Origin of the sequence: Bacillus testis (genome assembly GCF_001243895.1) — a bacterium.
GTDB lineage: Bacteria > Bacillota > Bacilli > Bacillales > DSM-1321 > Bacillus_AD > Bacillus_AD testis.
In genome coordinates, this window is the sequence record NZ_LN851186.1 from 1640358 (window position 1) to 1664472 (window position 24115).

At 45.3% G+C, this 24115-nt stretch carries 24 protein-coding genes; 23 read left to right on the top strand and 1 reads right to left on the bottom strand.

Annotated features, from left to right (window positions below):
- Positions 1 to 5: 5 nt before the first annotated feature.
- The 14 genes from gmk (at position 6) to spoVM (ending at position 13921) form a co-directional block, all read left to right on the top strand.
- On the top strand, positions 6 to 620 hold the full coding sequence (gene gmk / locus BN1765_RS08545) for a guanylate kinase (protein WP_050614722.1): 615 nt from the start codon (positions 6 to 8) through the stop codon (positions 618 to 620).
- The gene (gene rpoZ / locus BN1765_RS08550) at positions 621 to 836 is read left to right on the top strand and encodes a DNA-directed RNA polymerase subunit omega (protein WP_050614723.1); all 216 of its coding nucleotides are present in this window, start codon (positions 621 to 623) and stop codon (positions 834 to 836) included.
- A 186-nt stretch (positions 837 to 1022) separates the two neighbouring features.
- The gene (gene coaBC, locus BN1765_RS08555; RefSeq protein WP_050614724.1) at positions 1023 to 2228 is read left to right on the top strand and encodes a bifunctional phosphopantothenoylcysteine decarboxylase/phosphopantothenate--cysteine ligase CoaBC; all 1206 of its coding nucleotides are present in this window, start codon (positions 1023 to 1025) and stop codon (positions 2226 to 2228) included.
- Positions 2229 to 2233: 5 nt separating this feature from the next.
- Positions 2234 to 4642, top strand: a complete 2409-nt coding sequence (gene priA, locus BN1765_RS08560; protein WP_050614725.1) for a primosomal protein N' — start codon at positions 2234 to 2236, stop codon at positions 4640 to 4642.
- 30 nt (positions 4643 to 4672) lie between these two features.
- Positions 4673 to 5158: a peptide deformylase gene (def, locus tag BN1765_RS08565; RefSeq protein ID WP_050614726.1), complete on the top strand. Its 486-nt coding sequence runs from the start codon at positions 4673 to 4675 to the stop codon at positions 5156 to 5158.
- Positions 5155 to 6108 carry a methionyl-tRNA formyltransferase gene (fmt, locus tag BN1765_RS08570; protein ID WP_050614727.1) on the top strand — a complete coding sequence of 318 codons (954 nt, stop codon included), beginning with the start codon at positions 5155 to 5157 and terminating at the stop codon, positions 6106 to 6108. The genes def and fmt overlap by 4 nt, the downstream gene beginning before the upstream one ends.
- Positions 6101 to 7456, top strand: a complete 1356-nt coding sequence (rsmB, locus tag BN1765_RS08575; protein WP_050614728.1) for a 16S rRNA (cytosine(967)-C(5))-methyltransferase RsmB — start codon at positions 6101 to 6103, stop codon at positions 7454 to 7456. Before fmt ends, rsmB begins: the two co-directional genes overlap by 8 nt.
- A gap of 2 nt (positions 7457 to 7458) precedes the next feature.
- Positions 7459 to 8556: a dual-specificity RNA methyltransferase RlmN gene (gene rlmN, locus BN1765_RS08580; RefSeq protein ID WP_050614729.1), complete on the top strand. Its 1098-nt coding sequence runs from the start codon at positions 7459 to 7461 to the stop codon at positions 8554 to 8556.
- Between the two features lie 5 nt (positions 8557 to 8561).
- Positions 8562 to 9308, top strand: coding sequence for a Stp1/IreP family PP2C-type Ser/Thr phosphatase (locus BN1765_RS08585; RefSeq protein WP_050614730.1), 747 nt, complete (start codon positions 8562 to 8564; stop codon positions 9306 to 9308).
- 5 nt (positions 9309 to 9313) lie between these two features.
- A complete protein-coding gene (pknB, locus tag BN1765_RS08590) occupies positions 9314 to 11341 on the top strand; it encodes a Stk1 family PASTA domain-containing Ser/Thr kinase (protein WP_050614731.1) in 2028 nt (675 codons plus the stop codon).
- Between the two features lie 40 nt (positions 11342 to 11381).
- Entirely contained in the window at positions 11382 to 12260 is an 879-nt protein-coding gene (rsgA, locus tag BN1765_RS08595) for a ribosome small subunit-dependent GTPase A (protein WP_050614732.1), read from the top strand.
- A gap of 4 nt (positions 12261 to 12264) precedes the next feature.
- Complete coding sequence (gene rpe / locus BN1765_RS08600; protein ID WP_050614733.1) at positions 12265 to 12912, top strand: ribulose-phosphate 3-epimerase; 648 nt, start codon at positions 12265 to 12267, stop codon at positions 12910 to 12912.
- A 113-nt stretch (positions 12913 to 13025) separates the two neighbouring features.
- Positions 13026 to 13688, top strand: a complete 663-nt coding sequence (locus BN1765_RS08605; RefSeq protein WP_050614734.1) for a thiamine diphosphokinase — start codon at positions 13026 to 13028, stop codon at positions 13686 to 13688.
- A 152-nt stretch (positions 13689 to 13840) separates the two neighbouring features.
- On the top strand, positions 13841 to 13921 hold the full coding sequence (spoVM, locus tag BN1765_RS08610; protein ID WP_050614735.1) for a stage V sporulation protein SpoVM: 81 nt from the start codon (positions 13841 to 13843) through the stop codon (positions 13919 to 13921).
- Positions 13922 to 14305: 384 nt separating this feature from the next.
- Here spoVM and rpmB read toward each other — a convergent pair whose 3' ends face one another.
- A complete protein-coding gene (rpmB, locus tag BN1765_RS08615) occupies positions 14306 to 14494 on the bottom strand; it encodes a 50S ribosomal protein L28 (RefSeq protein WP_050614736.1) in 189 nt (62 codons plus the stop codon).
- 249 nt (positions 14495 to 14743) lie between these two features.
- On the opposite strand from rpmB, the gene BN1765_RS08620 reads away from it, so the two are divergent.
- The 9 genes from BN1765_RS08620 to fabG all read left to right on the top strand — a co-directional run bounded on the left by BN1765_RS08620 (position 14744) and on the right by fabG (position 24108).
- Positions 14744 to 15106, top strand: a complete 363-nt coding sequence (locus BN1765_RS08620; protein WP_050614737.1) for an Asp23/Gls24 family envelope stress response protein — start codon at positions 14744 to 14746, stop codon at positions 15104 to 15106.
- Between the two features lie 16 nt (positions 15107 to 15122).
- Entirely contained in the window at positions 15123 to 16805 is a 1683-nt protein-coding gene (locus BN1765_RS08625; RefSeq protein ID WP_050614738.1) for a DAK2 domain-containing protein, read from the top strand.
- 252 nt (positions 16806 to 17057) lie between these two features.
- Positions 17058 to 17720, top strand: coding sequence for an L-serine ammonia-lyase, iron-sulfur-dependent subunit beta (gene sdaAB, locus BN1765_RS08630; RefSeq protein WP_050614739.1), 663 nt, complete (start codon positions 17058 to 17060; stop codon positions 17718 to 17720).
- A gap of 45 nt (positions 17721 to 17765) precedes the next feature.
- Entirely contained in the window at positions 17766 to 18653 is an 888-nt protein-coding gene (gene sdaAA, locus BN1765_RS08635; RefSeq protein WP_050614740.1) for an L-serine ammonia-lyase, iron-sulfur-dependent, subunit alpha, read from the top strand.
- The gene (recG, locus tag BN1765_RS08640; protein WP_050614741.1) at positions 18650 to 20695 is read left to right on the top strand and encodes an ATP-dependent DNA helicase RecG; all 2046 of its coding nucleotides are present in this window, start codon (positions 18650 to 18652) and stop codon (positions 20693 to 20695) included. Before sdaAA ends, recG begins: the two co-directional genes overlap by 4 nt.
- Positions 20696 to 20824: 129 nt before the next feature.
- Positions 20825 to 21424 (top strand): transcription factor FapR, encoded by a 600-nt coding sequence (gene fapR, locus BN1765_RS08645; protein WP_050614742.1) that lies wholly within the window; start codon positions 20825 to 20827, stop codon positions 21422 to 21424.
- Complete coding sequence (plsX, locus tag BN1765_RS08650; RefSeq protein WP_050614743.1) at positions 21408 to 22397, top strand: phosphate acyltransferase PlsX; 990 nt, start codon at positions 21408 to 21410, stop codon at positions 22395 to 22397. The genes fapR and plsX overlap by 17 nt, the downstream gene beginning before the upstream one ends.
- Positions 22398 to 22420: 23 nt before the next feature.
- Entirely contained in the window at positions 22421 to 23368 is a 948-nt protein-coding gene (gene fabD, locus BN1765_RS08655; protein WP_050614744.1) for an ACP S-malonyltransferase, read from the top strand.
- Positions 23365 to 24108 carry a 3-oxoacyl-[acyl-carrier-protein] reductase gene (fabG, locus tag BN1765_RS08660; protein WP_050614745.1) on the top strand — a complete coding sequence of 248 codons (744 nt, stop codon included), beginning with the start codon at positions 23365 to 23367 and terminating at the stop codon, positions 24106 to 24108. Before fabD ends, fabG begins: the two co-directional genes overlap by 4 nt.
- Positions 24109 to 24115: the final 7 nt, after the last annotated feature.

Here is a 24115-nt window from a genome sequence, read left to right on the forward strand (position 1 = left end):
AAGTTATGAAAGAAAAAGGATTACTCATTGTATTATCAGGTCCATCAGGGGTGGGGAAAGGCACAGTCCGCAAAGAGCTTTTCGATCAGCCTGATACTACATTTGAATATTCAATCAGCATGACAACGAGAAAACCGCGCGACGGCGAACGCGACGGCGTTGATTATTTCTTTAAATCGCGCGAGGAATTTGAAGCGCTCATAAAAGAAGGAAAACTGCTTGAATACGCTGAGTTTGTCGGCAATTATTACGGGACGCCCGTTGATTATGTCCGCCAAACAATTGAGGAAGGCAAGGATGTGTTCCTTGAAATTGAAGTGCAGGGAGCCCGCCAAGTGCGGGAAAAATTCCCGGAAGGCCTTTTCTTGTTTCTTGCGCCGCCAAGCCTTTCTGAATTGGAAAACCGCATAGTGGGCCGCGGGACTGAATCAGGAGACGTTATTGCCAAACGATTGCAAACGGCTAAAGAAGAGATTGAAATGATGGATCTATATGATTATGTGGTCGAAAATGATACAATAGAGTCCGCTTGTGATAAAATAAAAGCGATTGTGACTGCAGAACATTGTAAAAGAGAACGGGTTGCAAAACGATATTTAAATATGCTGGAGGTTGAATAAATGTTATATCCTTCTATCGATTCATTGCTGAACAAGATCGATTCTAAGTATTCGCTTGTATCAGTAGCTGCTAAGCGCGCTCGCGTTATGCAAATCAATGATGACCAACGCATTGCCAAGACTGTTTCCCATAAGAGCGTGGGAAAAGCGCTTGAAGAAATCAATGCAGGAATCCTAACGTACAAGGTAGAATCATCTGAACAAACAAACGCATAATTGTACCAAAAGGAACCTTGTCAATGTCGGCAAGGTTCCTCTTTTTGAAAAATGGCAGAAGAGTGAAGGCAGTTTAAAAAAACAGCGGCTTTGCCCTGCGCTGTGCTATGCTGTCGCTCTGAAAAAGATGAATTATTGGATGGCATCCTGCATAATAGAATCAGTAATAACCAGGGGGAACAAACCATGCTGAAAAATAAAAATATACTATTGTGTGTGACGGGTGGAATCGCTGTGTATAAGGCAGCGGCGCTGACAAGCAAGCTTACTCAGCACGGAGCGAATGTGAGAGTGGTAATGAGCGGATCAGCGACGAAGTTCGTCACGCCGATTACCTTTCAGGCGCTTTCTAGAAATGAAGTGTATACGGATACTTTTCAGGAAAACAATCCTGAAGTGGTCGCGCATATCCATCTGGCAGACTGGGCAGATGCAGTGGTGGTGGCACCTGCTACAGCCAATATCATCGGAAAACTGGCCAATGGCATTGCGGACGATATGATTTCAACCATTATGCTTGCTGTTACCTCGGATGTCTTCATCGCTCCGGCTATGAACGTACATATGTATGAACATCCGGCCGTGAAAAAGAACATGAACACATTGGCTGGTTTCGGCTATCATTTCCTAGAACCGGGAGAAGGGTATCTTGCCTGCGGGTATACCGGTAAAGGAAGGCTTGAAGAACCTGAAGCGATTGTAGACAAGCTGGATCGGTTTTACCGCGAGAAACAGGAACAGCTTCTCAAAAAGCAAAAAGTACTTATTACAGCGGGACCTACAAGGGAAGCCATCGATCCCGTCCGTTTTCTGACAAACCATTCATCAGGGAAGATGGGCTATGCATTGGCGGCGGAAGCCGTGGCCATGGGCGCTGAAGTGACATTGGTCTCCGGTCCTGTCCACTTGGATCCGCCTGCCGGAGTAAATTTGGTGCGGGTAGAGAGCGCTCAGGAGATGTTTGATGCAGTCATGCGTGAAATGGATGGCCAGGATGTCATCATCAAAACAGCCGCAGTAGCGGATTATCGCCCAAAAGTAACCCATCGCCAAAAAATAAAGAAACAAGACGGCGACATGGCGATCGAAATGGAACGGACGAAGGATATCTTGATGGAAGTGGGTAAGCGGAAAAAACATCAGGTATTGATCGGTTTCGCCGCAGAGACGGAACAGGTTGAACGATACGCAAAAGCGAAGCTGGAAAAAAAGAACGCCGACATGATTGTAGCCAATAATGTAGCAGAAGCAGGTTCCGGTTTCGGCAGTGACACGAATGCGGTCACTATCTATGAAAGGAACGGTACAGTGACAGAAATTCCAACGATGACAAAAAATGAAGTGGCCGTCCGAATTTTGCAGAAAGCGGCCAGTTTATTGAAGAAGGATTGATCAATATGGAAATAGCATCCGTTATTGTGGATGTACCAGTACGCCAGACGGATAAAGAATTTGACTATACAATTCCCGAAAAATGGGCCGGCATGCTGACACCGGGCATGAGGGTGCTCGTTCCGTTCGGTCCCCGGACAATCCAAGGGTTCGTAACGTCAGTGCGCGAAGGAGAAGAGACGGGCCGCTTAAAGCCAATCTATTCCATTCAGGATCTGGAGCCGGCATTGACACCTGAGCTTCTCCATTTGGCAGATTGGTTGACAACGAATACTTTATGCCTTAAAATCGCTGCTTTCCAAGCTATGCTGCCGGCAGCACTCAAGGCAAAATATAAAAAATACTTGGTGCTTTCAGGCCCGTTGCATCTGGTCGATCCGGAGATCCAACCTTATTTTGCGTCCCAGAACAAGGTAGAGTTTGAAGCGGCTATGGAGCATCCCAGTGCCCGCATTTTCCAAAAGGAACTGAAAGCCGGGCATATCGAAGCCAAATATGAAGTGAAAAACAAGCTCAATAAAAAAACAGAGCGGACAGTCGAACTGGCTGTAACGACAGAGGAGCTAAGGGAAGCAAAGGAAAAAATCAGCAAAAGTGCGCGCAAGCAAAGGGTGCTGATTGACTTTTTCCTGGAATACCCTGACCCGATCGCCATGAAACGGTTGTTGCAGTTGGTCAACTGTGGAGATAGCGCGGTCAAAGGGCTGGAGGAAAAAGGGCTGGTACGCATTAAACAAACGGAGGTTTACAGAGACCCTTTCCAAGACCGTGTATTTGAGCACAAAAGCCATCTGCCATTGACCGAAGAACAATCGGCAGCCTTTACCCCGATCAAGGCCAGCATCGACGAGGAGAAGAACGATGTGTTTTTACTCGAAGGCGTTACGGGAAGCGGAAAGACCGAAGTATACCTCCAATCGATTGATGTAGCCTTAAAGCAAGGCAAGGAAGCGATTATGCTTGTCCCGGAAATATCCTTGACGCCACAGATGGTCCAGAGATTCAAGGAACGGTTTGGAGACCGGGTGGCTGTTTTCCACAGCGGCCTGTCCATCGGCGAAAAATACGATGAATGGCGGAAGATTTTTCGGAAAGAAGTGCAGGTAGTTGTCGGCGCACGCTCCGCCATTTTCTCTCCATTTCAAAACCTCGGCATCATCATTATCGATGAAGAGCATGAAGCAAGTTATAAGCAAGAAGAAACACCGCGCTACCATACGCGGGATGTGGCGATAGAAAGAGGGCTTTACCATCGTTGCCCCGTTGTCTTGGGGAGTGCTACACCAACATTGGAATCAGCAGCGCGCGCCCAAAAAGGGGTCTATAAATATTTGCAATTGGCAGGCAGAGTCAACCAACGGCCGATGCCCTCAGTGGAAATTGTGGACATGCGTGAAGAATTGAGGGCCGGAAACCGCTCTGTATTCTCCAAAGTACTAATGGAAAAGATGATTGACCGGCTTGAAAAGAAACAACAAATAATCTTGATGCTCAATAAAAGGGGGCACTCATCCTTTGTCATGTGCCGAAGCTGCGGGGAAGTGTCGCAATGCCCGAATTGTGAAATATCGCTGACTTACCATAAATATTCAAATAGCCTTAAATGCCACTATTGCGGACATGAAGAGGGCATGCCTTCTTCATGTCCGGCATGCGGAAGTGAAGCCATCCGCTACTTTGGCACAGGCACACAGAAGGTCGAAGAAGAGCTGGCGAAGCTGTTGCCGCAAGCGAGGGTGATCCGGATGGACGTGGATACCACCAGCAGGAAAGGCAGCCATGAAAAGCTCTTGAAAGCTTTCGGCACAGGGCAAGCAGATATCCTGCTCGGTACGCAAATGATCGCCAAAGGGCTGGATTTCGCAAACGTCACATTAGTCGGTGTCCTATCAGCCGATACGATGCTGTATTTACCGGATTTCCGTTCATCGGAAAAAACGTTCCAGCTCCTTACTCAGGTGAGCGGCCGTGCAGGCAGACATGAACTGCCCGGCGAGGTAGTCGTCCAATCCTACACGCCGGAACACTATTCGATTGTTTTGGCGGCGAAGCAAAATTATGAGGATTTTTATCAGCAAGAAATGATGGTCCGCAAAACAAATATGTATCCGCCTTTCTTCTATATTACGCTGGTGACAGTATCTGATGAAGATTTAATGAAGGTGGTTTCTGTAACGGAAAAAATAACATCCTACCTCAGAAAGGGACTTTCTCCCCAAGCGGTGATCCTGGGGCCATCCGCTTCGCCAATCTCACGCATCAATAATAGATATCGGTACCAATGTCTGATAAAATACAAACGTGAACCGAATTTGAACCATATATTGCACAATATTATTGAGCACTATCAACAAGACTCTGCCCATAAAGGATTAAAAATCGTGGTTGACCAAAATCCGCAGATTATGATGTAATACGGTGCAGTACACTCAGGAGGAAATGAATTGGCTATATTACCGATTGTTCTTGCTCCCAATGATTTATTGGAGAAGAAATGCGAAAAAGTAGATGTTTTTGACAAAAAATTGGCGAAACTGTTGGATGATATGTATGAAACAATGATTAAAGAAGATGGCGTCGGCCTTGCAGCTCCTCAAGTCGGGGTTGGCCGTCGTATTGCCATTGTTGAAATAGATGAAGAGACAGGAACACTTGAGATGATCAATCCTAAGGTCATTGATTATAAAGGCGCAGCTGTCGATATAGAGGGCTGCCTGAGCTTTCCTGGATTATACGGAGAGGTGGAGCGTCCTGACTATGTGAAGATTCAGGCGCAGGACCGCGACGGCAACTGGTATGAAGCTGAGGCTAAAGACTTTTTTGCCCGGGCCATCCTCCACGAAATGGATCACTTGGATGGTGTGCTTTTCACCTCAAAAGTAATCCGTTATATTGATGAAGAAGAATTGGAAGGGTATGAAGAAGAATGACAAAAATCGTATTTATGGGCACGCCGGATTTTTCCGTTCCGGTTCTGCAGCGAATCTTGGCGGAAGGATATGACGTAATTGCAGCTGTCACGCAGCCGGATCGTCCGGTTGGCCGGAAAAAAGTAATGACGCCTCCCCCTGTAAAAGTGGAAGCGTTGAAACATAATATTCCTGTTTATCAACCGGAAAAAATCCGTGATCCCGAAGAATTGGCCAAGGTCCTCGACTTGAAGCCTGATCTGGTGGTAACCGCAGCATTCGGCCAAATCCTCCCGAAAGAACTGTTGGAAGCGCCAAAATATGGTTGCATTAATGTCCATGCATCGCTTCTGCCGGAACTTAGAGGCGGAGCGCCTATTCACTATGCGATTTTGGAAGGCAAAGAAAAAACGGGCATTACCATCATGTATATGGCTGAAAAACTGGACGCCGGCGACATCCTCACTCAAAAAGAAGTAGCCATTGCTGAGGATGATAATGTCGGCACTCTGCACGATAAGTTGAGCGCAGCAGGCTGCGACCTTCTGGCTGAGACGCTGCCCAAGCTGCTGAACGGTGAATTGCAGGGAATTAAACAGGATGACAGCAAAGCTACATTTGCTTCCAATATTAAACGTGAACAAGAGAAAATTGATTGGTCCCAAGATGGAGAGACTATCTATAATAAAATCCGCGGCTTGAATCCTTGGCCCGTTGCTTACACACTCTATGACGGCAAAGTTATGAAGGTGTGGAAAGCGGAAAAAACAAAAACATCGGCTTCCGGAGCGCCGGGTGAAATAATAGCGATTGAGGAAGATGGATTGGTCATCAAGTCCGGAAACCAAACAGCGATCAAAATAATAGAACTGCAGCCGTCAGGGAAAAAGAAAATGACAAGCCGTGATTATTTGCGCGGCGCTGGTTCCCATATCGTGACGGGTGAAAAGCTGGGAGTGGAACATGAGTAAAAAGAGTGCCGGAAAAAATGTAAGGGAGCTTGCCTTGGATCTGATCCTTTCCGTAGAAAAGAATCAATCATACAGCAACCTGCTTTTGAATACAGTCATCAATAAAAATCATCTTTCTCCTGCTGACAGTGGGCTCCTGACAGAACTTACGTATGGAACGATCCAATATAAATTGACGCTTGATTATTATCTAGAGCCATATATCAAGAACAGCAAAAAAATGGATCAATGGGTCCGGATTCTGCTTCGGCTTTCGTTGTACCAAATGCATTATTTGGATAAAATTCCTGATCATGCCGTCATTTTTGAAGCGGTAGAAATCAGCAAAAGAAGGGGACATAAAGGGATTGCCAGCTTAGTGAACGGCATTCTGCGCAATATTCAGCGGAATGGCGTCCGTTCGCTGGATGAACTGTCCGACCCTGTCGAAAGGATTTCCATTGAAACCAGCCATCCGGCATGGATCGTAAAAAGATGGATGGAACAATATGGAGAGGAACGCACAAGAAATATGTGCCAGTACAATTTGAAACATCCTAAGCAGACTGCCAGAGTGAATATTTCGAAAGCTTCAAGGGAAAAAGTCCTTGAAATGCTGAAGGAAGAAGGTTTTTCGGTTGAGCCGATCCGTTTTCTACCGGAAGGGATCACTTGTCTGAAAGGAAACCTAGCCTTGTCGAATGCCTATAAAGAAGGCTTTCTCAGTATCCAGGATGAAAGTTCCATGCTAGTCGCCTACGCTGTAGATGCAAAAGATAAAAATACAATCCTTGATTGTTGCGCTGCTCCAGGAGGCAAAACATCTGCCATAGCGGAAAAAATGGAAAAAGGGACAGTATATGCACTGGACCTTCATGAACATAAAGTAAAACTGATCAAGCAACAGGCAGAACGTCTGGGCCTCGCCAATGTGACAGCTTCCGCTCATGATGCGCGCAAGGCCGGGGAGCTATTCGATCCGCAGACGTTCGATGCCATATTGGTTGACGCGCCATGCTCCGGCCTCGGTGTAATGAGAAGAAAACCGGATGTGAAATATACGAAAAACGAGCAAGATATCCACCGGCTTGCCGCTATTCAGCAAGATATCCTGGCGGCAGTGGCTCCTCTATTGAAAGACGGAGGATTACTTGTTTACAGTACATGCACCGTGGACCAGGAAGAAAACGACCAAGTTACAGAAGCCTTTTTGAAGCAACATCCCCAATTCAGTAAAGATACAACTTTGAAAAATAGACTGCCTGAAGAGGTTCGCCGTTTCGCATCGGACAACAGCTTGCAGTTATTTCCCCAGGATTTGGGGAGCGACGGGTTTTTCATCGCTTGTTTTAGAAAGAAGGATCAATAATAATGACAGTAGAAAATAAAAAAAGAATTCCCTTGCATAAGATTAATGAAACCCTGACGCCTTCCATTTATTCACTTCAGCCGGAACAGATGAAACAATGGTTGGTAGAGAATGGCGAAAAACCCTTCCGTGCCGACCAGATTTTCCAATGGCTGTATAAAGAGCGTGTAAAAAGTTTTGAAGAGATGACAAACCTCTCCAAAGAATTGCGTGCCAAACTTGATCAGCATTTTACATTAACAACTTTGAAAACGATTATTAACCAAACGTCTTCAGATGGAACAATGAAGTTTTTGTTTGAACTTCAAGATGGTTATTCGATCGAGACTGTCTTGATGCGCCATGATTACGGAAATTCCGTTTGTGTAACTACACAAGTTGGCTGCCGGATCGGCTGTACATTCTGTGCTTCCACACTTGGCGGCTTGAAGCGCCATCTGGATGCAGGTGAAATCGTCGCCCAGGTCATCCGTGTACAGCAAGCGCTCGACGAGAAGAACGAACGTGTTTCAAGCGTTGTCATCATGGGAATCGGCGAACCATTCGACAATTATGACAATATGATGGGCTTCTTGAAGATCATCAATCATGAAAAAGGCTTGAATATCGGTGCACGGCATATTACAGTATCTACAAGTGGAATTATTCCGAAAATTTATAAGTTCGCAGACGAAAATCTGCAAATCAACTTTGCGATATCGCTTCATGCGCCGAACACAGAGTTGCGTTCAAAATTGATGCCAATCAATAAAGCCTATAAGCTTCCTGATCTGATGGAAGCGGTGAAATATTATACTGAGAAAACAGGCCGGCGCATTACGTTTGAATATGGACTATTCGGCGGCGAAAACGATCAGGTTGAACATGCAATCGAGCTTGCTAATTTAATCAAGCACTTAAAATGCCACGTGAACCTAATTCCGGTAAACTATGTGCCTGAGCGCAATTATGTCAGAACACCGAGGGAACAAATTGATTTGTTCGAGAAAACGCTGAAGGCCAGAGGAATTAACGTGACAGTCCGCAGAGAACAAGGACATGATATCGATGCAGCTTGTGGACAACTTCGTGCGAAGGAGAGAAAAGAAGAGACGAGGTGACCAGGATGGAAGCTGTTTTTAGAACTGATCGCGGTAAAGTCCGCCAGCATAATGAAGATAATGGCGGAATCTACACGAATAAAGATGGAATTCTTGCAGTGGTAGCTGACGGTATGGGGGGGCATAGAGCTGGTGATGTAGCCAGCTCCATGGCCATCTCTTACTTGAAAGAGGCATGGAGCAACGCAGAGGGCATCCATTTGCCGGAAGATGCAGAGCGGTGGTTGGAAGAACATATCAACGAAGTGAATAAGCGCATCTTCACACATGCCGAGACTCATTCAGAATGCCAGGGCATGGGCACTACAGTTGTTGCGGCCGTGTGTACCGAACGATTTTCGACGATTGCCAATATTGGCGACAGTCGCTGTTACATATACAATGAAAACGGCTTTAAGCAAATCACTGAAGATCACTCATTAGTGAACGAATTAGTGCGGAGCGGCCAAATAAGCCGGGAAGATGCAGAGCATCATCCGCGGAAAAATGTCCTCCTGCGGGCAGTCGGAACAGAAGCTACTGTCAAAATGGATATCAGTACAATCGTATTCGAAGAAGGAGACTGCCTGCTGCTTTGTTCGGACGGCCTTTCCAATAAGGTAAATGAATCCGAACTGGGCAAGGTGATCGAGCAATCGGGCTCCATAGAAATGAAAGCAGATGCCTTAATTGAAAAAGCAAATGAAAATGGTGGAGAAGACAATATAACCCTCTTGCTTATACAGTACAATCATGTTAGAGAAAGCGGGTGATATCCATGTTGATCGGTAAAAGAATTTACGGCCGCTATCGTATCATAGAGATGATCGGCGGTGGAGGCATGGCAAATGTTTACCTTGCTGAAGACATGATCCTTGAAAGGGAAGTGGCGATCAAGATTTTGCGCATGGACTTTTCCAATGATGAGGAATTCATCAAAAGGTTTAACCGCGAGGCACAATCCGCCACAAGTCTTGCCCACCCAAATGTAGTGAGCATATATGATGTCGGCGAAGAGGATCATATTTATTTCATTGTCATGGAATACGTAAGTGGTATGACACTGAAACAATATATACAAACCCATCCCAATATACCGGTCGAGAAAGCCGTCTCAATCATGAGGCAGATTACGGAAGGGATGTCCCATGCCCATCAGCATGGCATCATCCACCGTGATATTAAGCCTCAGAATATTTTGATAGACGAAAATGAGCACGTGAAAATTACGGATTTCGGAATTGCCACGGCTTTAAGCGCGACTAGCATCACGCAAACCAATGCCGTACTGGGATCTGTCCATTATCTCTCGCCCGAACAGGCACGGGGTGGGATGGCCAATAAGAAGTCAGATATCTATTCGATGGGCATTGTTATGTTTGAGCTGTTGACAGGACGCTTGCCTTTCTCAGGTGAAAGTGCCGTTTCCATTGCTTTGAAGCATCTTCAATCGACCACGCCATCGCCGAGAAGATGGAATCCGTCCATCCCGCAAAGCGTTGAAAACATCATATTGAAAGCAACGGCAAAGGATCCTTTTCATCGCTACGAAAATGCGGATGAAATGAAGGAAGACTTAGAGACTGCCTTGCTTCCTTACCGGAAAAACGAACAACCTTTTGCCATCCCGGAAGATATGGATGCAACAAAGGCGATCCCGGTAATTGCCGAGGACCGGCATGAACCTGAAATGGACGATACGATCATTATGCTGCCTGTCCATGGTGATACCATGAAGAACCACCTTGCGGAAGAAAAAGGACCTGAGCAATCCGCAAAGAAACAAAAAAAGCCTAAAAAAAAGAAAGACAAGCCTAAGAAAAAAGAAAGAAAACCTAAAAAACGGCTGTTTACAACTTTAATTGTGACTATTATCACATTAATTGTCCTGGGCATATTGGCAATCACTGTGTTGCCGAAGCTGCTTGAGCCGGCGGAAGTCAAAATACCGAATGTCCAAGGCAAAGATTTTGACGATGCTTATGTGGATCTGCTAAATAAAGGGTTTAAAATCGGAAAAACCCGAAAAATGGAGAATGACAAGATTGAGGAAAATAAAGTCATTGGCACAAGGCCGAAAATAGGCGCTACCGTGAAAGAAGGTTCCTCGATTGATATATTCGTCAGTAAAGGTAAAAAGAAAATTGAATTGAGCGACTTCAGGGACAGGCAATATGAAGACGTTAAAACCCTATTGGAGGGTTTCGGATTTAAAGACATAGAAATTGAAGAAGTGTATGATGACAATACGGAGGCTGGAGCCATTATGGAACAAAGCCCGCTTTCTGGCACGAAGCTCATCCCCTCTGAAACAGTCCTGAAATTGAAAGTGAGTAAAGGGAAAGAAAAGGTGACAGTCCAAAATTTATTGAACTACACCCAAGCTGAGCTTGACCAATATGAAAGCGAAAGTGGATTGCAGATTGTCCAGAAGGAAGTCTCTTCTGATACGGTTCCTGAGGGAAGGGTGGTTTCCCAATATCCAAGTGCTTTTGCCAAGGTGGATAAATACAGCAAGGTGCATGTGGACATTTCGAAAGGGAAAGAAGAGCCGCCTCCAAAACCGGTGGTAAAGGAAGTTACCATTCCTTATGAGCCGCTTGTCCCAGGCCAGCCGCAGGAAGTCCAAATCTATATCCAGGATTTGAATCACACGATGACGGAACCATACAGGACGGAATCAATTACTGAAACGAAAAAGATTCCGCTTGAATTTACAGTTGAACCAAACAGAAAGGCAGGATTCAAGGTAATGCGCGATCGAAAAGTCATCCTTGAAGAAGAGATTCCATATCCTGCGGAATAATGCTATTTTTTAGTGAGCGTTTGTGATTAGGAGTGATGCTATGCATGAAGGAAAAATCGTCAAGGCATTAAGTGGTTTCTATTATGTGAGTGACGGGGAAAAGTATATTCAATGCCGCGGGAGGGGTGTATTCCGCAAAAAGAAAATTACACCTCTCGTAGGCGATAATGTTATTTATCAATACGACAAGGAAAGCGAAGGGTATATTCTTGAAATCCTTGAACGGAAAAACGAGCTGGTCCGTCCGCCGATTTCCAATGTGGATCAAGCCATACTCGTCTTTTCCGCAGTCGAGCCGAGCTTCAATACAGTATTGCTGGACAGATTCCTTGTATTGATAGAGGATAGCGGAATAGATGCCGTTATTGTCATTTCCAAAATGGATTTGCTGTCTGAGGAGGAGAAGGACGCCATTCAGGAATCCATCGGGCAATACCGGGAAATTGGGTATCCGGTTATTGCCACTTCTTCTGTCACCGAGGAGGGGACAGCCATTCTTTTGCCTTATTTAAAAGGCAAAGTAAGCGTGTTTGCCGGCCAGTCCGGGGTGGGGAAATCTTCTCTTTTGAATGCGTTGATGCCGCATTTGAACTTAAAGACAAATGATATTTCCTCCCACTTAGGCCGTGGTAAACATACTACAAGGCATGTTGAACTCATCCCGGTTGAAGGCGGTCTGGTCGCTGATACGCCAGGCTTTTCATCCCTCGACTTTACAATGGAGGATGTTGAACTTTCCGATTGTTTCCCAGAAATAGAAAGGGCGAGCCACCATTGTAAGTTCCGCGGATGCCTTCATGATAAGGAGCCGAGATGCGCGGTGAAAGAGGGGGTCGCCGATGGTTCCATCCAGCCATTCCGTTACCAGCATTATTTAGATTTTTTAGCAGAAATTAGAGACAGAAAGCCGAGGTATTAAAAACATGGTCAAAATTGCTCCATCTATCTTATCAGCTAATTTTGCACGTTTAGGAGAGGAAATTAAAGACGTTGAGCGCGGAGGCGCCGATTATATCCACGTAGATGTAATGGACGGGCATTTTGTTCCTAATATCACAATCGGGCCTTTGATTGTTGAGGCAATCCGTCCGGTCACTAAATTGCCGTTGGATGTCCATTTGATGATTGAAAATCCGGATGCTTACATAGAGGCATTTGCGGCTGCTGGCGCTGATTATATCACCGTTCATGTGGAAGCATGCACGCATCTTCACCGCACTCTTTCATTAATTAAGTCCTGTGGTGTCAAAGCGGGCGTTGTGCTAAATCCGGCTACTCCGGTTTCGACAATCCAACACGTCATTAAGGATATTGATATGGTCTTGTTGATGAGCGTTAACCCTGGATTTGGGGGCCAATCATTTATTCCGGAAGTGCTGACTAAAATCAAACAAGTGAAACAAATGGCAGACGAAAAAAATCCGGGGCTTGAGATTGAAGTCGATGGGGGCGTTAATGCAGATACGGCTAAATTGTGCATAGAAGCCGGAGCAAACGTTTTGGTTGCAGGATCGGCTATTTATAACCAAGAGGATAGAAAACAAGCTATACAAGCGATCAGAGGGGAATAAGCCCTTGTGGATAAACAACCGGCAATCGGCAATCCCATGCCGGTTGTTTTTTTACATAAAAATCCTAGGCTCCTTTGGAGGATTGAAGGATAAGGAAAAGGAGAGGCATGCTAATGAAAACCATTTATATCGTAGCAGGCGGTCCCATTGATCAGCTCCCGGACCTAAAAGCATGGCCTGCACCATCACTGTGGGTTGGCGTAGACAGAGGAATATCATCTATGCTGTCACAAGGCATAAAGCCGAATATTGTATTTGGCGATTTTGATTCAGTAGAGCCTTCGGATCTGGATATAATCAAGCAAGAGGATTTTGTTGTTTTTCAGTATCCTTCCGAAAAGGACGACACCGATTTAGGCTTAGCTTTTCACTGGGCATTGAGCAAGGAACCTGAAACCATCATTATCTTCGGCAATACCGGAGGAAGGATGGACCACACGATGGGCGGCATCCAGCTGTTGCTCAGCCATAAGGTTTTATCCCTTTTCCCGCGTACAGAAGTCCGAATTGTGGACCAATCCAATAGTATGACTGCACGCGCGGCAGGAAGCTATACAATCAGGAAGCAGCAGCGCTATAAGTATATTTCTTTTTTGCCGATGAGCCCAGTTGTGGAAGGGCTCACTCTGTCGGGCTTTAAATACCCTTTGGCAGATAAAGATATTGCCCTGGGTTCCACTCTTTGCATCAGTAATGAACTTATTTCTGAAAATGGTCATTTTTCATTTAGAACCGGCATATTATTAGTCATAAGCAGTACAGATCAAGATACTTGATCATTGCCATTTTTCATTTTCATAAATAGCGAAACAAAAGATAGGATTTTTTAGGGCTTAATTGTTCCTAAGGAGTTCCAGTCGGTTCAGCTGATGCCGGTGGGTGCCATTCTTGTCTCCCGGCAAAGGTTCACTCATTGAGGAGGGACATTATGAAATTCTATACAATTAAACTCCCGAGATTTCTAGGGGGATTAGTGAGGGCAATGTTAGGCGCGTTTAAAAAGGGATAAAGCATAAAAAGCATCCGACTATGACCTTACCCCATAAAGGTTGCTATGTAATTTTCTTCCGATTGCTCGGTGGAATGGATTCTGCAAAATCAGAATTCATTCCACCGAGTTTTTCTTTTGTTCCGCCCTCACTCGCCTGGCGCTAAACGGTTTGCTTTAACCTGGAGAGGGAGTGTCAGCGGGGCATTAAGTGATTGCAAGAATTAAGGTAGGTTTAGCGAATGTTCAGTTGGGGATGAATGCCCTCCAACAAATCAAAGTTTTATATTCTACTTGAAACTAATTTATTGAAAAATTACTTAAGCAGCAATGGGCCTGCTTAAGTGATGTTTTCTTTTTTATACATGTAAAAAGGCATCCAAATGAATGGATGCCTATACATTATTATACGCGTTCAACTTTACCAGATTTCAATGCTCTTGCAGAAACATATACGCGTTTAGGTTTTCCGTCAACAAGGATTCTCACCTTTTGAACGTTAGCGCCCCAAGTACGTTTGTTAGCGTTCATAGCGTGTGAACGTTTGTTTCCAGCTTTAGGGCCTTTTCCTGTGATTACACATTTACGTGACATATATAAATTCCCTCCCAACTACAGCGAGCTTAAGTATCAAAAGTTCTTAAGTCAATATTCAAATACTTAAATAATGTACCACACATAAAATCTAAATGCAATAGGTGATAGAAGATGCTTTCAAGAAAAAAACCTTGACATATTAATTGGCATATTGCTTTATAATAAACAGAGAAAAACTTTTAAAAACTTTATTGTTATAGTAAACTGTTTGTAGTCAAGCTGTATATTCCAAAGGGGGAATAACTTATGTCCATCGAATTGAAAACTAATTTCGGGCAAATTGATATATCTATCGACGTTATTGCTACCATTGCAGGCGGAGCAGCCGTTGATTGCTACGGCATAGTCGGCATGGCTAGTAAAAAACAATTAAAAGACGGAATTGCAGAGATTCTTAGAAAAGAAAACTTCACTAAGGGTGTAATTGTGCGTCAGGATGAAGATTCTGTTCATATCGATATGTACATCATTGTCAGCTACGGCACGAAAATTTCGGAAATAGCTCATAACGTACAGTCTAAAGTCAAGTACACTCTCGACAAGACGGTTGGTTTGTCAGTAGATTCCGTTAATATTTTTGTGCAGGGAGTTCGTGTAACGAACCCTTAGTAAGGAGGAAACATTTGTGTCAATTACAAGTATAGATGGAAAGCGTTTTGCAGAAATGATCGTCATGGGTGCAAGTCAGCTGTCAGCCAATGCAGCATTGGTCGATGCATTGAACGTCTTTCCCGTGCCCGATGGGGATACTGGAACGAATATGAATTTATCCATGACTTCGGGAGCAAAAGAAGTACAGAACAATGTTCAAGCGCATATCGGAAAAGTGGGGTCTGCCTTATCCAAGGGCTTGTTGATGGGTGCCAGAGGGAACTCTGGTGTCATCCTTTCCCAATTGTTCCGAGGGTTTGCAAAAAAAATCGAACACAAAGAAATCATCGACGCAAAGGAATTCGCTGATGCGTTTGTTGCCGGCGTTGATACAGCCTACAAGGCAGTCATGAAGCCTGTCGAAGGAACGATTCTGACGGTTGCCAGAGAGGCAAGCAAAGCGGCAGTCCAATCAGCAGAACAGACAGACGATATTGTAACGGTCATGGAAGCAATCGTTAAAGAAGCGAATGCAACCTTACAGCGTACACCTGAATTACTGCCCGTCCTCAAAGAGGTTGGCGTAGTAGACAGCGGCGGCCAAGGGCTTGTTTTCGTCTATGAAGGATTTCTTGCCCAACTGAAAGGCGAAAAGACCGGAGAAATTTCCATGGCTGAACAGCCGTCAATGGATCAGCTAGTGAGCGCAGAGCATCATATGAGCGTCCAAGGGCATATCAATACGGAAGATATCGTGTTTGGTTATTGTACGGAATTCATGGTTCGCTTTGAAGAGGACAAGCTGAAGAAACATCCTTTCGATGAAAAGGAATTCAGAAATCATCTAAGTGAATATGGCGATTCTTTGCTGGTTATTTCTGATGATGAAATTGTCAAAGTCCATATCCACTCCGAACAGCCTGGCGAGTGCTTGAATTACGGACAAAGATTCGGAAGCCTGATCAAGATCAAGGTTGACAATATGCGTGAACAGCATTCAAGCATTGTCGGCAAATCAGAGTCTCCTGTCAATGTTAAAGCAGAAGCGCCTAAGAAAAAGGAAGAGTTCGGCATCGTGACTGTAGCGATGGGATCAGGAGTTGCTGATTTATTCCGGAGCATCGGCGCGAAAGTGGTGATTGAAGGCGGACAAACAATGAACCCAAGCACGGAAGATATCGTTAAGGCCATACAAGAAGTGAACGCAAAAAACGTCATTATTCTTCCAAACAACAAAAATATCATCATGGCTGCACAACAATCAGTGGAACTTGTTGATGACCGTGTCATTGTTATCCCTTCAAAGACTGTTCCCCAAGGCATGAGCGCACTGCTTGCTTTTAATCCAGCTCTTTCACTGGAAGAAAACGAAAAAGCTATGAATACGGCCCTCACTCATGTAAAAACAGGACAAGTTACCTTCTCTGTCAGAGATACGAAGATTGAAGGGCTCGACATCGAAAGTGGAGACTTCATGGGTATCCAGGAAGGTAAGATCAAGAATAAGAACAAAGATCAGGTTAAAGCCGCTGAAGAGCTGCTTGCCCATATGATCGATGAAGATTCCGAAATCCTTACAATCATCTATGGTGAAGATGTTTCTAAAGAGGAAGTTGAAACACTAACTTCATACTGTGAAGAGAAGTTTGAGGACGTGGAAGTGGAAGTGCATAACGGACGCCAACCGTTGTATTCATTCATTTTTGCCGTTGAGTAAAGCGGTGCTTGCCAAGGATTGGCTATCGCTTGCACACAACGGTTGAAAACTGGATATAATATCGTATGTAAAACAGGAATAGAAGCATCGGCTTCTATTCCTGTTTTACGGTTAAATCCTTTTTTTAATGTCAGTCATTCCACCCATTCAGAGGCAAGAAAGTGAAATGCATGAGTTAAACGATAAACTATATTATAATAGATGTGCTTGACAGTTACTGCCAAAAATAATCATAAGGTGTGAGGGAATTATATGAAATATAAAAGTGTATTCGATATCATCGGCCCGATCATGATTGGTCCCTCCAGTTCACATACAGCCGGTGCAGCTAGAATTGGGAAAGTAGCCCGCAGCCTTTTCAGAAGGCAGCCTTCATGGGTGAATGTACATTTATTCGGTTCATTTGCAAAAACGTATAAAGGCCATGGAACGGATGTTGCCATTATTGGCGGCATTTTGGATTTTGATACGGATGATGAACGGATCATTGATAGCATTAAAATCGCCGAACAACAAAACATGAATATACAATTTTTCGAAGAAGAGGCTGTGACCGATCATCCGAACACAGTCAGAATCCACATGGGCGATGAACGTTCCGAAATGGAGCTTGTCGGTATTTCTATTGGCGGAGGCACCATCGAAATCATTGAGTTGAATGGATTCGAACTAAAATTATCCGGGGAACATCCGGCCATATTGGTGGAACATACAGACAGATTCGGCTGCATAGCCAATGTTGCAAATTTATTGGCCAAACACGAACTGAATATCGGCCATATGGAAGTGTCGCGGAAGGAAGTTGGTAAAAAAGCGTTGATGATCATTGAAGTTGATGAGAATATCGACGATGAAATTCTGGCCGAATTAGAAAAATTGCCGAATATACTGGCTGTGACCAAGATAGTTGATTAAGGCTCAAGGTTTGAGAGCGCTTGCAAAAATAAGGAGTGGTGCATCATGTTCAAAAATGTTGCTGAACTGATACAATTGGCGGAAAGCCAAAATAAAAAAATATCAGCCATAATGGTTGAACAAGAAATGAAAGTTACAGGCCGTTCTAAAGAGGAAATATATGAAAAAATGGAACGGAATCTTGAAGTCATGGAAAAAGCGATCGAACGAGGATTGGCGGGTGTGCACTCTCATTCTGGTTTGACGGGAGGGGATGCGGTCCTGCTTCAACAGTATATCGCTGAAGGCAAAGGGCTTTCCGGCCATCTGTTATTGGACGCAGTCAGCAAGGCAGTTGCCACAAATGAGGTCAATGCTGCCATGGGAACTATTTGTGCAACGCCGACAGCAGGATCTGCGGGCGTAGTCCCTGGGACGCTGTTTGCATTAGTGCCTAAATTGAATCCGACCCGTACGCAAATGATCGAGTTTTTATTGACCTCAGGCGCTTTCGGATACGTGGTGGCCAATAACGCCAGCATTTCAGGTGCAGCCGGCGGATGCCAGGCTGAAGTTGGCTCTGCGGCAGGAATGGCGGCGGCAGCGATTGTGGAGATGGCTGGTGGGACGCCAGCGCAAAGTGCGGAGGCAATGGCCATTACACTAAAAAACATGCTTGGGCTTGTGTGCGACCCTGTAGCCGGCCTTGTTGAAGTGCCATGTGTAAAACGGAATGCAATGGGCGCGGCCAACGCTGTTGTGGCAGCCGATATGGCCCTTGCCGGCATCAAGAGCCGGATTCCTTGCGATGAAGTGATCGATGCCATGTATAGAATCGGCCAAACTATGCCGGTAGCCTTGCGTGAAACGGCACAGGGCGGTTTAGCGGCGACACCGACGGGCCGCGAACTGGAAGCTAAAATCTTCGGGATGTCACTGAAAAAAGAAAAATGACACCACTTAAAAGCCCTGTAAATGTAATGAAAGGCATTGGCGGAGAAACGGCAAATGCGCTTGCAGAAATGGGAATCTTATCAGTCGGTGATCTCATGGAGTATTTGCCGTTCCGTTATGAAGATTATCGTCTTAAAGACTTGGAAGAAGCGGTACAGGATGAAAAAGTGACGGTTGAAGGAATCATCCATAGTACCCCTTCCGTTGTTTTCTATGGCAAAAGAAAATCTAGATTATCGTTTAAATTGCTGGTGGACAGGTACCTTGTTACTGTTGTTTTTTTCAATCAGCATTATTTAAAGAATAAATTTGCTCTGCAGCAGCGGATAACGATCAGCGGCAAATGGGACCGCAATAGGATGACAATCAATGCAACAGAGTATCTGGCAGGGGAAAAAGGGCGCGAGCAAACGGTTGAACCGGTTTATTCGACCAAAGGAAGCATAACAGTCAAAGGATTGCGCAAGTTCATTACCGGCGCGTTCGCACAATTTGAAAATGAGATTGTTGACAATCTTCCGGATGCTATCCTGCGGAAATACCGTTTGATGGGAAAGAAGGACGCGCTGAAAAATATGCACTTCCCTAACTCCCCGGAAGATCTAAAGCAAGCGAGAAGAAGGCTGGCATATGAAGAACTTTTGCTATTTCAATTGAAGATGCAGGCCCTTCGCCGGATTCAACGGCAAGGGTCGCCAGGCATAGCCCATGCATATGACAAAGGCAGAATACAAGCTTATATAGAAAGCCTTCCTTTCCCGCTTACGAACGCACAAAAACGTGTTGTAGATGAAATAGTGGCCGATATGGAATCGCCCCATCGAATGAATCGCCTTTTACAGGGAGATGTTGGATCAGGGAAAACCGTTGTCGCCTCTATTGCTTTGTTGTGTACGGTTGCTGCTGGCTATCAAGGGGCATTGATGGTCCCTACGGAAATCTTAGCGGAACAGCACGCCCAATCACTGCAGGAACTGTTGCGGCATGCAGATGTCACAGTAGCATTGTTCACTTCGTCCGTCAAAGGCAAAAAGCGGCGGGAACTGTTGGAAGATTTAAAAGAAGGAAAGATTGATATCCTGATTGGAACCCACGCATTGATTGGCGATGAGGTCTTCTTCAAGAAACTTGGATTGGTGATCACGGATGAACAGCACCGCTTTGGGGTGAACCAAAGAAGAATCCTGCGGGAAAAAGGGGAAAATCCTGATGTGCTGTTTATGACGGCGACACCTATTCCCCGCACTTTGGCCATCACAGCATTCGGGGAAATGGATGTCAGCATCATTGACGAATTGCCGGCCGGGCGAAAGCCAATTGAAACGTTTTGGGTGAAGCATGACATGCTGGATCGCATTCTTGCCTTTATGGCAAAAGAATTGCAGCAAGGGCGGCAAGCTTATGTGATTTGTCCGTTAATCGACGAATCGGAGAAGCTCGACCTGCAAAATGCCATTGAAGTATTTGATATGCTCCTTCAGTATTTTTACGGCAAATACAGTGTCGGTTTAATGCACGGCAAACTTTTGCCTGCGGAAAAAGATGAAGTCATGCAGTCATTCAGTTCCAATGAAATCCAAATCCTTGTTTCGACAACGGTTGTAGAGGTTGGTGTAAACGTCCCTAACGCGTCTTTCATGGTCATTTATGACGCAGATCGTTTTGGACTGTCACAGCTGCATCAACTGCGCGGCCGAGTGGGGCGGGGAAGCGCCCAATCTTATTGTATCTTGATAAGTGATGCGAAATCTGAAAATGGCAAAGAACGCATGCGGATCATGACGGAGACGCAAGACGGCTTTGTGCTGTCTGAAAAGGATCTTGAGTTGCGCGGTCCGGGAGATTTCTTCGGACGGAAGCAAAGTGGATTGCCTGAATTCAAGGTTGCTGATCTTATTCATGACTATCGCATTCTAGCAACAGCCAGGGAAGATGCCGCACAGCTCGTCAACAGTGAAGCGTTCTGGCATGACCAGCATTACGCTCTATTGAGAAGTTATCTTGAAGAGTCCGGCGTCTTTTCGGAAGGTAAATTGGATTGATGGCTGCCGTCTCGATATTTAAAAAAATAGATTGCAAGATTGCTCACAATATCTTGCAATCTTTTTTTAATATATATATACTACTGTTAGTACCTAGTCATAATACTTCGGGTGGTGACAGAGAAAGAAATGAAACGGAAAAAAAAAGACCGCCAAGCTTTACTGAAGGAGACCATCTCGGTAAATCCATTCATAACGGACGAAGAATTGGCAGACAAATTTTCAGTGAGTGTCCAAACCATCCGTCTGGATCGTTTGGAGTTATCAATCCCTGAATTAAGAGAAAGAATAAAGCATGTGGCCGAACAAAACCACAGTGATGAGATTAGGGCATTGACGATCGATGAAGTGATCGGCGATGTCATAGATATAGAGTTGGATAAAAGCGGCATATCTATTCTAGATATAAAGAAAGAGCATGTATTTACAAGGAACAACATTGCCAGAGGCCATCATCTATTTGCCCAAGCCAATTCTTTGGCAGTGGCGATAATAAACGATGAGTTTACACTGACGGCCAAGGCCAATATTATCTTTACCACGCCGGTCAAGCTTCATGAAAGAGTTGTGGCAAAAGCTAAAGTGATGAACCTGGACACGGATAACAATCGGTCTTTGGTTGAAGTGAACAGCACCGTCGGCAATGAACTTGTATTTAAAGGGACGTTTGAAATGTATAGATCGAATACGGATAAAAAGGATGACAGCTATAATGAAAATCGCAATTGACGCTATGGGAGGCGACCATGCCCCGAAGGAAGCAGTGCTCGGAGCAATGGCCGCCGTCAAGGCATTTGACGACATTGAAATTGTATTAGTCGGTGATGAGAATCAAATTAAAGAATACATAACGCCGCATGAGCGGGTGACCATCATGCATACGGATGAACAGATTTTGGGGACAGATGAACCGGTGCGCGCTGTAAGAAGAAAAAAACAAGCGTCTATGGTATTGGCTGCCCAGGCTGTTGCCGAGGGGCAGGCAGATGCTTGCATATCCGCAGGGAATACGGGAGCATTGATGGCTGCAGGATTATTTGTGGTCGGACGGATCAAAGGGATTGAACGTCCGGCCTTGGCTCCGACGCTTCCTACGCTAAATGGGGACGGTTTTGTCTTGTTGGATGTCGGCGCCAATGCGGAAGCGAGACCGGAACACCTCCTTCAATTCGCTATCATGGGTTCAGTCTACGCCCAAAAAGTAAGAGGAATCGAAAAACCGCGAGTCGGCCTTCTGAATATCGGCACGGAAGAAAAGAAAGGGAATGAGCTAACGAAAGCGGCATTCACTGTGTTAAGCGAAGCGCCGATCCACTTCATCGGAAACGTTGAAAGCAGGGATCTGATGAACGGTGTTGCTGATGTGGTAGTTACGGATGGCTTTACAGGTAATATGGTGTTGAAGACGATCGAAGGGACAGCTTCCAATCTGTTCAAAATGATCAAAGGAGCGATGATGAGCAATTTCAAGAGCAAGCTTGCTGCTGCTATGCTAAAGCCTGAATTGATGGAAATCAAAAAACAGATGGATTACTCCGAATACGGCGGAGCAGGGCTCTTCGGCTTGAAAGCGCCTGTCATCAAGGCCCATGGTTCTTCTGATAGCAACGCATTCTACAACGCAATCAGACAAACAAAAACAATGGTTCAAAATGAAGTAGCTGAAACCATACAGGGTTACATGGATCAAGAGAAAGAATAATAAATGTAGAGGGAGAGAAAATGATGGCTAAATTGGCTTTTGTTTTTCCTGGCCAGGGATCCCAAACTGTCGGCATGGGAAAAGAATTGTATGAACAGTTTCCGGAAGTGAAGGAGTACTTCACCAAGGCGGATGATGTATTGGACGCTCCACTCAGTAAATTGATCTTTGAAGGCCCTAAAGAAGAATTGACATTGACTGCAAATGCACAGCCGGCATTGTTGACTGCCTCTATGGCCGTTCTATCCCGATTTAGGGAACTGGGAGTAAACCCGGACTATGTTGCCGGGCATAGTTTAGGCGAATACAGTGCGTTGGCTGCTGCAGGCGTCCTTTCCTTTGAAGATGCCGTTTCTGTTGTCCGTAAACGCGGGGAATTCATGGAACAAGCGGTTCCGGCGGGCCTCGGCGGCATGGCTGCAGTATTGGGTGCTGACCGGGAAAAATTAGAAGGCCTTACCTCTGCAATTACAGCAGAAGGCCATCCTGTTCAGTTGGCCAATATTAACTGCCCAGGACAAATCGTTGTTTCCGGCTCAGCCGAAGGAGTCAAAAAAGTGGGCGAAAGAGCAAAAGAAATCGGCGTGAAACGCGTCCTGCCGCTGGAGGTAAGCGGCCCGTTCCATTCAAGCCTAATGAAGCCCGCTTCTTCCGATCTTGAACGAGTTTTCGCTGCCAAGCAGTGGCATGATTCTTCTGTTCCTGTCATTTCAAATGTAACTGCTGAGCCTGTCACATCTTCTGAAGAGATGAAAAAACGATTGATCGAGCAGTTGTATTCTCCTGTATTATGGCAGGATTGCGTAGAGAAATTGATAGACCTTGGCGTCGATACATTTATCGAAATCGGTCCCGGCAAGGTATTGAGCGGCCTTATTAAAAAGACAAATCGAAACGTCCGCATATTCAATGCCTGCACGGAAGAAGAGATCCAATCGACAGTGAACGCGCTAAAGGAGGAAGCAAAATGAAACTATCAGGCAAAGTAGCAGTTGTAACGGGAGCCTCACGAGGAATTGGGCGGGCAATCGCCATCGAATTGGCAAGCCAGGGCGCCAAAGTCGTCATCAACTATGCCGGCAATGAAGAAAAAGCGCTTGAGGTGTTAAAGGAAGTGAAGGCCCTGGGTTCAGAAGGGCTTGCTATCCGTTCGAATGTGGCAGATGCCAATGAAGTGGCCAGTATGATGAAAACGGTCATCGAGGAATTCGGCCGGATTGACATTCTAGTCAATAATGCCGGTGTGACGCGTGATAATCTATTGATGCGTATGAAAGAAGAAGAATGGGATACCGTTATTAATACAAACTTAAAGGGTGTCTTCCTGTGCACAAAGAGTGTAACCCGAACAATGATGAAACAGCGTCAGGGCCGGATCATCAATGTGGCTTCTGTTGTGGGCATTTGCGGAAATCCAGGCCAGGCTAATTATGTAGCTGCCAAGGCTGGAGTGATCGGCTTGACAAAAAGCACAGCCAAAGAACTGGCGGCGCGTGGAATCACGGTTAATGCCGTAGCGCCAGGCTTCATTTCAACCGATATGACAGAACAATTGCCAGCCGAAGTCAGAGATGCAATGCTAAGCCAAATTCCTTTGGCACGTTTCGGAGAACCAGAGGATATCGCAAAAGTAGTTGCTTTCTTGGCTTCTGACGATAGCGCCTATATGACGGGACAGACGCTTTCAATCGATGGCGGCATGGTAATGTAAGCTGTAC